The organism is Actinomycetospora endophytica, assembly GCF_021026375.1.
Classification (GTDB): domain Bacteria; phylum Actinomycetota; class Actinomycetes; order Mycobacteriales; family Pseudonocardiaceae; genus Actinomycetospora; species Actinomycetospora endophytica.
Window position 1 is genome coordinate 84196 of sequence record NZ_JAJNDB010000004.1, and the last position, 12078, is coordinate 96273.

The 12078-nt window shown below is 73.8% G+C and carries 15 protein-coding genes; 11 read left to right on the plus strand and 4 right to left on the minus strand.

Going from position 1 to position 12078, the window contains the following annotated elements; all coding sequences use genetic code 11:
* Positions 1 to 89: 89 nt before the first annotated feature.
* Positions 90 to 626 carry a GNAT family N-acetyltransferase gene (locus tag LQ327_RS18555; RefSeq protein ID WP_230736432.1) on the minus strand — a complete coding sequence of 179 codons (537 nt, stop codon included), beginning with the start codon at positions 624 to 626 and terminating at the stop codon, positions 90 to 92.
* 197 nt (positions 627 to 823) lie between these two features.
* Here LQ327_RS18555 and LQ327_RS18560 point away from each other — a divergent pair, with 197 nt between their 5' ends.
* From LQ327_RS18560 to LQ327_RS18570, 3 genes are read left to right on the plus strand one after another with little or no spacing between them, the layout of a single operon-like run.
* Positions 824 to 1627, plus strand: coding sequence for a PIG-L deacetylase family protein (locus LQ327_RS18560; RefSeq protein WP_230736434.1), 804 nt, complete (start codon positions 824 to 826; stop codon positions 1625 to 1627).
* Entirely contained in the window at positions 1624 to 2340 is a 717-nt protein-coding gene (locus tag LQ327_RS18565; RefSeq protein WP_230736436.1) for an AzlC family ABC transporter permease, read from the plus strand. Before LQ327_RS18560 ends, LQ327_RS18565 begins: the two co-directional genes overlap by 4 nt.
* Positions 2333 to 2653, plus strand: a complete 321-nt coding sequence (locus LQ327_RS18570; RefSeq protein WP_230736438.1) for an AzlD domain-containing protein — start codon at positions 2333 to 2335, stop codon at positions 2651 to 2653. The genes LQ327_RS18565 and LQ327_RS18570 overlap by 8 nt, the downstream gene beginning before the upstream one ends.
* Positions 2654 to 2657: 4 nt before the next feature.
* On the opposite strand, the gene LQ327_RS18575 is transcribed toward LQ327_RS18570, so the two are convergent.
* A complete protein-coding gene (locus LQ327_RS18575; protein WP_230736441.1) occupies positions 2658 to 3947 on the minus strand; it encodes an efflux RND transporter periplasmic adaptor subunit in 1290 nt (429 codons plus the stop codon).
* Between the two features lie 840 nt (positions 3948 to 4787).
* On the opposite strand from LQ327_RS18575, the gene LQ327_RS18580 reads away from it, so the two are divergent.
* The 7 genes from LQ327_RS18580 to LQ327_RS18610 all read left to right on the plus strand — a co-directional run bounded on the left by LQ327_RS18580 (position 4788) and on the right by LQ327_RS18610 (position 9788).
* On the plus strand, positions 4788 to 5990 hold the full coding sequence (locus tag LQ327_RS18580; RefSeq protein ID WP_230736443.1) for a glycoside hydrolase family 183 protein: 1203 nt from the start codon (positions 4788 to 4790) through the stop codon (positions 5988 to 5990).
* Positions 5991 to 6095: 105 nt separating this feature from the next.
* Positions 6096 to 6737: a class I SAM-dependent methyltransferase gene (locus LQ327_RS18585; protein WP_230736445.1), complete on the plus strand. Its 642-nt coding sequence runs from the start codon at positions 6096 to 6098 to the stop codon at positions 6735 to 6737.
* Positions 6738 to 6840: 103 nt separating this feature from the next.
* Positions 6841 to 7734, plus strand: a complete 894-nt coding sequence (locus tag LQ327_RS18590; protein ID WP_230736447.1) for an endonuclease/exonuclease/phosphatase family protein — start codon at positions 6841 to 6843, stop codon at positions 7732 to 7734.
* Positions 7735 to 7862: 128 nt separating this feature from the next.
* Positions 7863 to 8576, plus strand: a complete 714-nt coding sequence (locus LQ327_RS18595; RefSeq protein ID WP_230736449.1) for a CDP-alcohol phosphatidyltransferase family protein — start codon at positions 7863 to 7865, stop codon at positions 8574 to 8576.
* A 65-nt stretch (positions 8577 to 8641) separates the two neighbouring features.
* Positions 8642 to 8965, plus strand: coding sequence for a DMT family transporter (locus LQ327_RS18600; protein WP_230736452.1), 324 nt, complete (start codon positions 8642 to 8644; stop codon positions 8963 to 8965).
* Position 8966: 1 nt separating this feature from the next.
* Entirely contained in the window at positions 8967 to 9566 is a 600-nt protein-coding gene (locus LQ327_RS18605) for a TetR/AcrR family transcriptional regulator (protein ID WP_230736454.1), read from the plus strand.
* 27 nt (positions 9567 to 9593) lie between these two features.
* A complete protein-coding gene (locus tag LQ327_RS18610; protein ID WP_230736456.1) occupies positions 9594 to 9788 on the plus strand; it encodes a DUF1707 SHOCT-like domain-containing protein in 195 nt (64 codons plus the stop codon).
* Here LQ327_RS18610 and LQ327_RS18615 read toward each other — a convergent pair.
* A complete protein-coding gene (locus LQ327_RS18615; RefSeq protein ID WP_230736457.1) occupies positions 9757 to 10650 on the minus strand; it encodes a slipin family protein in 894 nt (297 codons plus the stop codon). The genes LQ327_RS18610 and LQ327_RS18615 overlap by 32 nt on opposite strands.
* A 122-nt stretch (positions 10651 to 10772) precedes the next feature.
* Here LQ327_RS18615 and LQ327_RS18620 point away from each other — a divergent pair, with 122 nt between their 5' ends.
* The gene (locus LQ327_RS18620; protein WP_230736459.1) at positions 10773 to 11414 is read left to right on the plus strand and encodes a DUF2332 family protein; all 642 of its coding nucleotides are present in this window, start codon (positions 10773 to 10775) and stop codon (positions 11412 to 11414) included.
* Between the two features lie 8 nt (positions 11415 to 11422).
* Here LQ327_RS18620 and LQ327_RS18625 read toward each other — a convergent pair whose 3' ends face one another.
* A complete protein-coding gene (locus tag LQ327_RS18625; protein ID WP_230736461.1) occupies positions 11423 to 12040 on the minus strand; it encodes a maleylpyruvate isomerase family mycothiol-dependent enzyme in 618 nt (205 codons plus the stop codon).
* Between the last annotated feature and the right edge of the window lie 38 nt (positions 12041 to 12078).

The window sequence follows — 12078 nt, forward strand, 5'->3', positions numbered from 1 at the left end:
CTTCTCGGCGCAGTCGTCGGGGCCCGGTGCCGAGGCTCCGATCCCGCAGACGGAGCAAGGCTCGCAGATCTGTTCCGATCTCGCCCTGGTCAGGCCACGAGGTCGGCCAGGATGTCGTCCTCGGAGATCTGTCCGACGCCGTCCAGGAGGGCCGTCACGATCACCGCGTCCCGGTCGCGTCGCTCGAGGAGGACCTCGAACTCGGCGCGGAACAGCTCCAGCGCCGCCGTGTTCTCCGGCAGGACGCGAGCGGTCAGCCGGTCGATCCCCGCCGCGCGGGCCCGCTCGGTGACCTCGGTGACGAGCCGACGGCCCACGCCGCGGCGCTGCCAGGCGTCGGCCACGGCGACGGCGATCTCGGCCTCGGTACCGCGTGGTGCCACCTCGTCCGCACCGGACGCCCGGATCACGTGGACGAGGCCGATCGCCGTGCCGTCCCCCGCCTCGGCGACGAGGGCGATGCGGTTCCGCCCGTCGACGTCGAGCAGGGCCCGCCGCACCACGGGCGGCAGTTTCGGGATCGGGCTGTGGAAGCGCAGATATCGGCTGTGCGGTGAGAGCCGATCGACGAAATCCTCCAGCAGTCCGGATTCGTGGCGCTGCAGCGGGCGGATCAGCGGTTCCATGACGACTCCCTCGAATGGTGTGGCCGCCCCGATACGGGAGCGGCACGGACGACGCTAGGAATGCAGCGCTCGCGCAGCGTTCCGGGAATCGTCGGCGAGGAACGCGGAGTCGGAACGGGGTGCGAACGGGGGCTTCCTAGCGTTCGACCCATCGGCGCCATTCCGACGGCGCCCATGACGGACGAGGACCCGACACCATGTCACGCAGCGCGCTCCACCTCCGCCCGACGCCCGACGCCCCCGCGATCACCGAGGCCGCCGATCTCGGCACCGTCCTGGGCATCTGGGCGCACCCCGACGACGAGGCGCTCCTGTCCGCCGGGCTCATGGCGGCCGCCCGGGACGCCGGTCAGCGCGTGGTGTGCGTGACCGCCACGCTCGGCGAGCACGGCACCGACGACCCGCGGCACTGGCCTCCCGACCGGCTGGCCGCGGTCCGCGGGCACGAGCTGCGTGCCTCGCTCGCGGCTCTCGGCGTGTGCGAGCACCACGTCCTCGGCATCGGCGACGGTGCCTGCGCCGAGCAGCCCGAGGACTTCGTCGTGCACCGCCTGGCGCGGATCGTCCGGGAGGTCGCGCCGGACACGATCGTGACCTTCGGGCCCGACGGCCTCACCGGGCACGAGGACCACCAGACGGTCTCGCGCTGGGCGACGGCCGCTCGCGCTCTCGCCGCGCCGCGGGCCCGCCTGCTCTACGCCACGACCACCGAGGAGTTCGTCGACGCCTGGGAGCCCGCGCGCGACGCGTTCGCGGTGTTCCTCACCGACGAGCTCCCGCTGCGGACGCCGCGGTCGTCGCTGGCCGTCGAGCTGCGGATGGACTCCGCCGCCCTCGACCGGAAGATGGTCGCCCTGCGGGCCCAGGCCAGCCAGATGACCGGGCTCATCGCCGCCCTCGGCGAGGACCGGGTCCGCGACTGGTGGTCGGTCGAGACCTTCGTGGCTGCCGAGCGCGTCGAGTCGCGCACCGCCTGGGCGAGCTGGCGGGTGGCGGCATGAGCACCGCGGAACGCACGCAGGCCGTCGTCGCACCGGTGGTCCGCCACGGCTGCCGGGACGCGGCCGCCGTCGTACTCGCCTACGTCCCCTTCGGCGTCACCCTGGGGGCCACGCTGGCACGGACCGGCGTGAACCCGCTGACCGCCTGGGCCAGCTCCCCGTTGATGTTCGGCGGGGCCGCCCAGCTGCTGTCGGTCCAGCTGCTCGACGCCGGCGCCAACGCGATCGTCGTCATCCTGGGCGCGCTGGTCGTCAACGCCCGCATGCTGCTCTACAGCGCCTCGCTGGCGCCGCATGCCGGCGACTGGCCCGCCCGGTGGCGCTGGGCGGGGGCCTACCTGCTCGCCGACCCGGTCTACGCCGTGGCCGTGGCCCGCTTCTCCCGCCCCGACCGGGGCGGCGACGGCCGCGTCCGTCTCACCTACTACCTCGCCGTCGGGCTCACCTTCTGGGTCGGCTGGATGGGCCTCACCGGGGCCGGCGCGCTGCTCGCCGGGGTGCTCCCGGCGTCGCTGTCACTGGAACTCGCGGCGCCGCTGACGTTCCTGCTCCTGCTGCTGCCGATGCTCGCCGACCGGGCCGCGTACGCCGCGGCCGCGGTCGGTGGGGGAGTCGCGGTCCTCGCGTCCGGGCTGCCGCTCGGGCTGGGCCTGCTCCTGGGGGCCGCGGCCGGCGTGACCGCCGGCGGACTGATCGGAGCCCGTCATGCGTGAGCTGCTGATCCTCGCCGCGATCGGCGTCGGCACCTACGCGATGCGGGCGGTGTTCCTCGTACGGGCGAGCACCGATCCGCCGGCCCGGCTCGCACGGCTCCTGCCCCATGTCGGGCCGGCCGTGCTCGCCGCGATCACCCTGCCCGCCCTGCTCGCCCCGCACGGCGAGATGTCCTGGGCGGGGACCGTGCCCTCGGTGCTCGCCGCACTGGCCGCCTGGGCGCTGTGGCGGCGGACCGCGAAGCTCCCGATCGCGCTGTTCGGCGGGCTCGGCGTCTGGTGGGTCGGCACGTGGGTCACGACGATGCTGTGACCGGTCACCGTCCGCCGACCACGAGGATCTGTTGGCCCTCGGTCAGCCCGGCGAGCACCTCGGTGCGGTCGGCGCCGACCAGGCCGGGCGTGAACGTCGTCGGGATCCGGCGGCCGTCGGCGGTGACCACGACGACCGAGCTGCGGTCGCCCTCGTGACGGACGGCGGTGTTCGGGACGCTGAGCATGTTCGGCGCGTTGCCGGTGATCACCGAGACCCGGGCGGTCTGGCCGTCGCGCAGACGCGGGTCGTTCTGGGTCAGGGTCACCGTGACGTAGTAGTTGACGACGTTGCTGATCGCGGTCGAGGACGGGGCCACCGCCAGGACCGACCCGCTGAAGGTCCGGTCCGGGATCGCGTCGACGGACACCGACGCGTCCTGGGCGGGGGTGATCGAGACGGCGTCGGACTCCTCGAACGGCGCCACGGCCTGGAACAGCCCGGGGTTCTGCAGCACGACGAAGTTGCTCCCGCCGGGCTGGGTGGGAGTCGCCCCGGCGGCCGCCGCCGTGGCCGGCATCGGAGCGATGCCGGGCAGGGCGGCCTGGTTGCCGGGGGCGACGGGCGTCGGGGTCGAGTTCGCGGCCACGAACTCCCCGACCGCCCCGTTGAGCGCGGTGACCACGCCGGCCGACGGTGCCCGCAGCGTCGTGTTGGCCAGGGTCCGGTTCGCGTTGTTCACCCCGGCCTGGGCGCCGGCGACGGCGGCCCGGGCGGCGTCGAGATCGTGCGGCTGGTTCGCGGAGGCCGTGTCGAGCTGGTTCTGGGCGGTGACCACACCTTGGCGGGCCATCTCGATCTGCAGCCTCCCGCCGGCCTGGTCCACCTGCTGTTTCTGTTCGGCGGCGGTGCTCGCGGGGCCCTTGGCCGCGTTCACGGCGGTGTCGTCGACGTCGGCGACGGCACCGACCTGGTCCTTGGTGGCGTGGAGGATGCGTCGGGCCTGATCGAGGGTGGCCTGCGCCCCGGAGACGGCGGTGCCCTCCTCGAGCTTCGCGAGGTTCGCCTGGGCGGTGTCGAGCTGGGCCTGGGCGGTGGCCACGCCCTGGCGGGCGGTGAAGTCGTCGATGGTGGCCAGCACCTGGCCGGGCTGGACCCGGTCACCCACGCCGATCAGGACCGAGGTGAGCTGTCCGGCCTGCGGGAAGCCCGCGTTGACCTGGCCGACCGCCGAGAGCGACCCGGTCGCCGACACCCCGGTGCTCACCGTCGCCCGTGCGACCGGGACGGTCTGCGGGGGAGGCGGCGCGGAGCTCCCGCACCCGGCGAGGACGAGCCCGAGCGTCGCGGCCACGGCTGCCACCCGCACCGACGAACCGACACCGGTTCGCGATCGTGTCCGCCCCAACAGATTCCCCCGGGCCGTGCCGCGTCTCGCTGGACTCCGACGAATTCAACATCGTCAGGGGGCCGATGTCCACGATCTGCGAAACGTGTCGCGCGTCGCGGGGAAAATCGTCGCGCGTCTAACGAAGATCGGGTGGCGCCGGGCAGGTTCTGCCGGGTGCGAGGCGGATGCGTCCATTCGGCCGACGGTTTTCCGACATCATTCCGCCCATGGGCTCCGTTCTCTGCGGTCGATCGCCAGGTGGCGCGGGAGACGGCGCCCGTGGCCGGGTGATCCGCGCTCGAGTGCAGGCCAGAGCCCGGTTTCGCCGGTGAGGTGATCGATGCGTTCATCGGACAGATTACGTCCGCATCGAATGCGGGGTGCGATCCGATCGCTCACGGCCTGATCTCCCGGAACGGAAGGATCGACCGGTGATCTCGTCGGTGGTGTTCCGTTCCCGGAGCGGGTGCGGTAGTAGTGGAGTGATCCGGTCCGACGACACCGAGTCGCATGGGGGCGACGATTGCGTGCGTGTCCGGGAATGGCCGGTGACACGGGGCATCGTGGGGGGACATCGGTGGTGCGCGCGCGCTCGGGACGAACCAGGGGGAACGGTCCGATCGACGGTGACGTGACGAGCAGGCCGATCCCGGCCCTCGTGGACGGGTCCCGCCGACCCACCACCGGAGCATGACGCTCCGGCGGGTCGGCTCCCACGTCGCTCGCCGGACACCGGATCGGGCGCACCGCCGGACACGGCGCCGCCGCCGTGTCCGGCGCCGGATCGGGCTGGCGGTCCTCGGCGTGGCGTCCGTGGCCGCGGCGGCCCTCGTCGTGGTGGGCATCCCGATGGCCCGGCCGCCGGACCGGGGGCCGGAGGCGCCGCCGCCGGCGGCGCCGCGGTGGGCAGTCGACCCGGCGGCGACCGACGAGGTCTCCGACCTCATCGGTCCCGACGCGGCCGGCGGGGACACCCTGGCGCGGTTCGGGGTGGGCGGCACGGACCTGGGACACATGTTCACCGTGGACGGGCGCCTGGCGATCGCGTTCGGCGACACCTACGGCGGGCCCCCGTCGCCCGGGAACTTCTTCGCGGTCCCGCACCAGGACTGGCGCAGCAACGTGCTGGGATTCATCGACCCGCCGGCCTCGCCGCGGGACGGGCTCGCCCTGAGCGACATGATCACCGACCGGCCCGGCCACGCCGCCGAGCTGCTGCACTCACGCAAGCAGGACGGCGTGGAGCGGACCGTGATCCCGACGTACGGGATCTCGGTCGGGAACCGGATGCTGCTGCACTACATGTCGGTGCGACGGTTCACCCGCCCGGGCCGGTGGACCCTGAACGACGCGGGCGTCGCCGTCTCCGACGACGGCGGACACACCTGGACCAGGCCGGCCTCGGCGGTGTGGCCCGGAGACACCCGCTTCGGCCAGGTCGCCTACGTACGCCCCGGCGGTCCCGACGATCCCCGCGCGCCGGACACCTTCCCGGTCCCCGGCGAGCCTGACCTGATGCGGATGTACCCGGGGCCGCAATCGCCCGCGCCGAGCCCCTGGGTCTACGTCTACGGCATCCCGGGCGGGCGCTACGGCGACGTGTCGCTGGCCCTGGTCCGGGCCGACCGGATGCTCGACCGGTCGGCCTACCGGTACTGGAACGGCTCCGGCTGGTCGACGAGCGAGCAGGACGCCGCGCCGCTGGTCCACGGGCCGGTCGGCGAGCTCTCGGTCCGGTGGAACTCCTTCTACCGCCGCTGGCTCATGATGTACCTGGTCGACCCGACCGGGCAGATCGTGATGCGGACCGCGACGACGCCGACCGGTCCGTGGAGCGATGCGCAGGTCGTCACCACCACGCACGACCATCCCGAGAGCTACGCGCCGTACCTGATTCCGGGCTGGACCGACGGACCCGACATCTGGTTCACGATGTCGGAGTACACGACGTACCGGGTGACGGCGATGCACGCCCAGCTGCGGGCACGACCCCCCGCGGGTTCCTAGCTCCCACCGGGTGGGTGCGGAGGGGGAAAGGCGGGCAGGCAGGATGCGGGCCGGTCCCGGACGGGTGACTCGCCGGGCCGACCGAACAGGGAAGGTCCCCCCTCGATGTCGAGCTTCACCGCAACCCCCACCGGTCTGCCGAGGTCCGGGAGAACGGCGTTCCTGCGACGCGCGCTCACCGATCAGGCCGCCATCGGAGCGATCGCTCCCACCTCGGCCAGCCTGGCCGGCCGACTGGTCGACCTGATCCCGGCGACCACCGGACTGCGGGTGCTGGAGCTCGGCGCGGGCACCGGAGCCATCAGCGCCGCGATCGACCGGCGGCTCGGGCCGGGGGCGACGCACATCGCCCTCGAACGGGATCCGGCCCTGCTCGCCGAGGTCGGACACGTCGCCCCCCGGGCCACACCGGTGCTCGGTGACGCCGTCGAGCTGGCCACCCACGTGCAGGACGCCGGTCTGAGCGAGGTCGACCTCATCCTCAGCTCCCTGCCGTGGAGCAACTTCGACCCCGCGGTGAGCCGGCGCATCATCGCCGCGGCCTGCTCGGTCCTCGCCCCGTCCGGGGCGTTCGCGACCATCGCCTACCGCCCGACACGGCTCAACCCGCGGTCGCGCCGCTTCCGGAGGCTGCTCGCGTCGTCGTTCACCGACGTCGTCGCCACCGGGACCACCTGGGCGAGCCTGCCGCCCGCGCGGCTGCTGGTCTGCCGGGAGCCGGTCGCCGGGAGCCGCGGGCCCGCGTGACCCGCTCACACCGGTGCGCTCCGCCGGAGCCCTGATCGGGGCCCGGCTGCTTGCGTGGCAGGGTCGGTCCGGAGGTCGACCGACGAACGGAGAGGTCCCGCTCATGTCCGCATCCGGCGTGACGCGGCCGGGCGACTCGCCCGACGAGGCGGCGGGCGCCCGGTCCACCCGCCTGCGGGTCATGAGCTTCAACGTCCGGGGCTTCAGCACGCCCGCGGACGGCGCGAACCGGTGGTCCCTGCGGGCGGACCGCAACGTGGCGACCGTGCGCGAGCACGCCCCGGACCTGCTCGGCGTCCAGGAGCTCCAGCCCGAGGCGCTGGCGACCTACCGGCAGCAGCTCCCGGAGTACGGCATGGTCCTGGGCCCGGCCGCCGGGAACGAGCGCCGGCCCGAGTACAACGCGATCCTGTTCTCCCCGGACCGGCTCGAGGTGCTCGACGCCGACGGGTTCTGGCTCAGCGAGACCCCGGACGTGCCCTCGTCGTCGTGGCGCTCGAAGGTCGTCCGGACCGCGAACCGGGTGACGTTCGGCGTCCGCGGGACCGAGCGGACCTTCCGCCACGTGAACACCCACCTCGACCACTGGAGCAGCCTCGCCCGGGAGCGGAGCGCCCACCTCGTCCTGCGGCGCCTGGCGTCGGAGGACGCCCCGCCCACGCTGGTGACCGGCGACTTCAACTGCCCGCCCGGCTCCCCGCCGCACCGGGCGTTCCTCGAGCACGGCTATCGGGACACCTACCTCGCGCGGGGCCCGTCGGAGAGCCGGGACGACGGCACCTTCCACGCGTTCGGCGGGGTCCGCGCCGCGCTCGTACGACGCTTCCACCGGGCGCGGTACGGTCGGCGGCCGATGCGTCTCGACTGGATCCTGGTCGGTGACGGCGGCGGCTCCTGGCGCGTCGACGAGGCCGCGATCGTGCGCGATCGCGACCCGGTGACCGGCGCGCCGCCGAGTGACCACGACCCCGTGACGGCGGCCCTCGCCCTCGGCTGACGTCCGGCACGCGCCTCGATGTCCGGTACCGGACGACCGTCGCCAGTACAGTGACCGTGAGCGGCTCGATCCCGCCGGCAGCGGGCGCCGGGCCTCGACCGTGACGACGAGCGCCGCGAGGGTGACGCATGGACGTCGATGACCTCGAGGCCTACCTCGACCGCTGGTCACGGGCCCACGGCGGGTACGACGTCCGGTCGTCGCGGCCCACGTTGCTGTGGCTGCGGACCGCCCACCGGCTCGGCGCCCCGCTGGCGCGCCGCGGTGTCGCGCCCACGTGGATCACGGGCCTCGGCGGCGTCGGGGCGGTCGCGGTCAGCGTCGTCGCGTCCCTCGGCGGCCGGTGGCCGCTGCTCGCGGCGGTCCTCGTCGTGCTCGTCGCGCTGCTCGACGGGATCGACGGCGCGGTCGCGGAGCTGACCGACTCCGCGACGGCCTGGGGTCGGATCCTGGACCAGCTGGTCGACCGCGTCGGCGACCTGAGCATGCTCGTCGGGCTCTGGTTCCTCGGTGCCCCGGGGCCGGTCTGCGCTGCGGCCGGTGCGCTGACCCTGCTCGACGAGTCGATCCGGGCGAGCGCGGCCGCGGAGGGCATGTCGGAGAAGGGCCTGGTCGTCATCGCCGAGCGGCCCACCCGCCTGGTGATCGGCGGCGTCACGCTGGCGACGGCGGGTGTCGTGCCGTCGGTCGCGGTGCCGGTGGTGACCGTCGGCGCCGCGATCTGGGCGGTCGTCGCCGTCCTCGCGACGACGCAGCTGATCGTCAACGTCGGCCGGCGCCTGCGCGGCGTGCCCCGGAACGTGGTCCGGGCCGAGCAGGGCGATCAGCCAGGCGTCGAGTAGGGATGGTGAGCGATCGCTCAGGTAGTATCTGGGGCGTTCGCTCAACTTTCTCGGAGGATGCCGGCGTGCCGTACGTGTTCCTGGCGCTGGCGATCGTGTCGGAGGTGGCCGCCACCGTCTCGCTGCGGCTCTCCGACGGGTTCAGCCGAGTGGTGCCGTCGGTCGTCGTCGTGATCGGCTACGTCGCCGCGTTCGCGCTGCTGTCCCAGGCGCTGACCCGCGGACTCGCCCTCGGCGTCGCGTACGGGACGTGGGCGGCGGCGGGGGTGGCGCTGGTCGCGGTCATCGGGGCCGGGTTCCTCGGGGAGAGCCTGAGCTGGGTCCAGGTCGGCGGGGTCGTCCTGGTGATCGGTGGCGTCCTGGCGCTCGAGCTGGGCGGGGCGCACTGAGATGTCGGAGCCGACGACCGACGGCCGGCTCCTGAAGGGGCAGCGGCGTCGTCGGGCCCTGATCGAGGCCTGCGTCCGCACCATCGGGCGGGTCGGGGTGCCCGGCGTCAGCCAGCGGGTCGTGGCGGCGGAGGCGGGCGTCCCCCCGAGCGCGGTCGCCTACTACTTCCCGACCGTCGACGAGCTCCTGCTCGCCACCTTGTGCGAGGTCAACGACGGCTACGTCGCGGCCCTGGAGCGCTGCGGCGAGGCGCCGGACCCGCTGGACGCGCTCGCCGAGGTCATCGCGGGGACCGGTCAGCCCGGGACCCGCGCGTCGGCGGCGGCCGAGTACGAGCTGTTCATGCTCGCCGGGCGGGGCGAGCGCTGGCAGCGCGAGTACGAACGGTGGGCCGCGGCGCTGACCGGGTTCTTCACCTCGTGCTGCCGGCTCGACCCGGCCCGGGCGGAGTCGGCGTCCGCGGCCGTCGACGGGCTGTTCATCCGGGCCTACTGCCTGCCCGGCTCCTACGGGGTCGACCAGGTCCGCGCGATCCTGACCTCCGTGGTCGGGCCCGTGGCGGGGCCATCATCACCGGGGTGGGCTGCTCCACGCTCGTAGGCTGGTCGACGACCGTAGGAGTGGACGATGGACGGCGAGCCCAGCGGGACGCGGGCCTCGGACCGCGAGCGTGAGCTGGTGGTCGAGCGGCTCACGCGCGCCCTCGGGCACGGGCGGCTCACGCTGGGCGAGTACGACGAGCGGGTCGCCGCGGCGTACGCCTGCGTCGGCCGCGACGAGCTGTCCAAGCTCACGGACGATCTTCCTGGTCGCCTCTGGTGATCCCGGGCGCGACGTCGGGCACCGGCACCGCGCCGTTCGGCGAGGCTCCGTCGGTGATCTCCTCGGTCGCCTCCTCCACCGCCGGGCCGTCGGCGCTCTCCTGACGGCCGGTCATGTGCTCGAAGAACCGCAGCAGCTCGACCGGGAACGGCATCACCAGGGTGCTGTTCTTCTCCGCGGCCACGTCGGTCACGGTCTGCAGCAGACGCAGCTGCAGCGCCCCGGGGGTGGCGCTCATGGCGCCGGCGGCCTGCGAGAGCTTGGTCGAGGCCTGGAGCTCGCCGTCCGCGGCGATCACCCGCGCCCGCCGGTCGCGCTCCGCCTCGGCCTGACGCGACATCGAGCGCCGCATGCTCTCGGGCAGGGAGATGTCCTTGATCTCCACGCGCTCCACGGTGATGCCCCAGTCCTCGGTCGGGGCGTCGATGACGTCCCGCAGTTCCGAGTTGATCCGCGCGCGGTCGGACAGCAGCGTGTCGAGGTCGGAGCGGCCGATCACCGAGCGCAGGGACGTCTGCGCGACCTGGGACGTGGCCTGGATGTAGTTCTCGACGTTGATCACGGCCCGGACCGGGTCGTCCACCCGGAAGTAGACGACCGCGTCGACGCCGATCGTCACGTTGTCCCGCGTGATCGTGCCCTGCGACGGCACGTCGAGCACCACGGTCTGGATCGACACCTTCCGCATCCGGTCTGCCACGGGGATCATCGCCGTGAGCCCGGGCTGGCGGACGGCGGGCAGCAGACGGCCGAATCGCAGGACGATCCCCCGCTCGTACTGCTGCACCAGCCGCAGCGAGGTGGACATCAGGATCACCACGAGCAGGACGGCGACGACGATCACGATCACGGCAACATTCATCGGAGGACTCCCGCATCAGGCCGGGTGGCTCCTGTCGGGTCCCGGCTCCACCGTTCATCCTCCTCCCGATTCCGCGCCCCGGACCCGGATTCGGCGCTCCGTCCGTCACTAGGATTCGCAGGGTGCCGGGGACGGGTGCGCGGGGCGTCGACGCCGAGGGTCGGGACCGTGAGGCCGGATGCTGCGCCGTGCTGTACCCGGCCGTCGCCGAGGCGGCGGGCCGGGTCGGCGCGACGGCGATCGGGCTGATCGGGGTCGGGCGCTCGGCCGGGCCGAACCTCGCCGTGGACCGGGTCGGCATCACCTACGACGACGGCCGGTCACTGGGCGACCCGTCCGCCCCCGAGCAGCACACCGCCGCCGTCGTCGGCGATCGCCCGATCCCGGCGCGACCGCTGCCCGACGTCGTCACCCGGGCCGCCGTCGAGCACGACCCGATCGCCGGGCTGTCCGACGCCCTCGCGGCGGTGCCGGCCGACGCCCTGCGCGTCGTCATGACGACGTGGGCGCTGTCGCGGCTGCGGCCCGAGAAGCGCCTGCGGTTCGTGGACCGCCTCGAGGACGCGGCCGTCGCGCGGGTGGTGGCGTGGGTGTCGGTGGAGGGGGTCGGGGTGGCTCCCGGTGTCCCGACGCTCGGCGACCGGCCCGCCTCGGGGCACAGCATCGTCGGGCTGACGCTCTTCGGCGGCCCGGCGCCGGGCAGCGAGGCGCTCGGTCGCTGCTGGTCGCGGGGGCGCTGGCTGTCCTGGCTGGTCGACTCCTGACCAGGCCGTCAGGAGCGCGCCTGCAGGGTCGGCACGCCGTCCCCCTTGAGGTCGCCGAGCACCGGCGGGCGTCCGACCATGGCGAGGATCAGCGTCCGGATCGGGCCGTGCACCTCGGGGCCGTCCCCGGCGGTCCAGTCGACGTCCTCGGCCCGCAGCCGCAGCCCGGCCACGCGCTTCTTGGCGCCGAGCAGCGGCTGGGTGTCCTTGGCGGCGTCGGCGGCGGCGACGAGGGCCTCCTCGGAGTGCGCGATCGTCGTGCCGGTGGGGTAGGCGATGTCCTCACCGTGCGCGACCGTCTCCACCAGCCACGACGACGTGGGCCCCGGGGGAGAGTTGCGGTCGTGCACCTTGGACTCCAGACGCTCCAGCAGCCGGGGGACCGGGTCGGCGCCGACGGTGGCGACGTTGCGGGCCATGAGCTTGCCGAAGGAGAACCCGCTGCCCGCGAGCCCGGCGAAGAACTTCGGCGGCGTCATCTCCGCGGTGGAGACGATGTGGGCCAGGGTGTCCTTGGTGCTCCAGCCGGTGCACAGCGAGGGCACCGTCCACTGGTCGTCCTCGAGCTTCGTGAGTGCCTCGACGAGCCGGGCGCGTTCGGTCGCGATCAGTTCCCAGGTGTTCATGGTCTCCCTGCCGGTCGAACGTCGAACGCGCTGTTTCG

Excerpts from the sequence above, each read along its gene's own strand:
- LQ327_RS18555 (WP_230736432.1), bottom strand. The coding sequence starts at position 626 with ATGGAACCGCTGATCCGCCCGCTGCAGCGCCACGAATCCGGACTGCTG.
- LQ327_RS18560 (WP_230736434.1), top strand. The coding sequence starts at position 824 with ATGTCACGCAGCGCGCTCCACCTCCGCCCGACGCCCGACGCCCCCGCG.
- LQ327_RS18565 (WP_230736436.1), top strand. The coding sequence starts at position 1,624 with ATGAGCACCGCGGAACGCACGCAGGCCGTCGTCGCACCGGTGGTCCGC.
- LQ327_RS18570 (WP_230736438.1), top strand. The coding sequence starts at position 2,333 with ATGCGTGAGCTGCTGATCCTCGCCGCGATCGGCGTCGGCACCTACGCG.
- LQ327_RS18585 (WP_230736445.1), top strand. The coding sequence starts at position 6,096 with ATGTCGAGCTTCACCGCAACCCCCACCGGTCTGCCGAGGTCCGGGAGA.
- LQ327_RS18590 (WP_230736447.1), top strand. The coding sequence starts at position 6,841 with ATGTCCGCATCCGGCGTGACGCGGCCGGGCGACTCGCCCGACGAGGCG.
- LQ327_RS18595 (WP_230736449.1), top strand. The coding sequence starts at position 7,863 with ATGGACGTCGATGACCTCGAGGCCTACCTCGACCGCTGGTCACGGGCC.
- LQ327_RS18605 (WP_230736454.1), top strand. The coding sequence starts at position 8,967 with ATGTCGGAGCCGACGACCGACGGCCGGCTCCTGAAGGGGCAGCGGCGT.
- LQ327_RS18610 (WP_230736456.1), top strand. The coding sequence starts at position 9,594 with ATGGACGGCGAGCCCAGCGGGACGCGGGCCTCGGACCGCGAGCGTGAG.
- LQ327_RS18615 (WP_230736457.1), bottom strand. The coding sequence starts at position 10,650 with ATGAATGTTGCCGTGATCGTGATCGTCGTCGCCGTCCTGCTCGTGGTG.
- LQ327_RS18625 (WP_230736461.1), bottom strand. The coding sequence starts at position 12,040 with ATGAACACCTGGGAACTGATCGCGACCGAACGCGCCCGGCTCGTCGAG.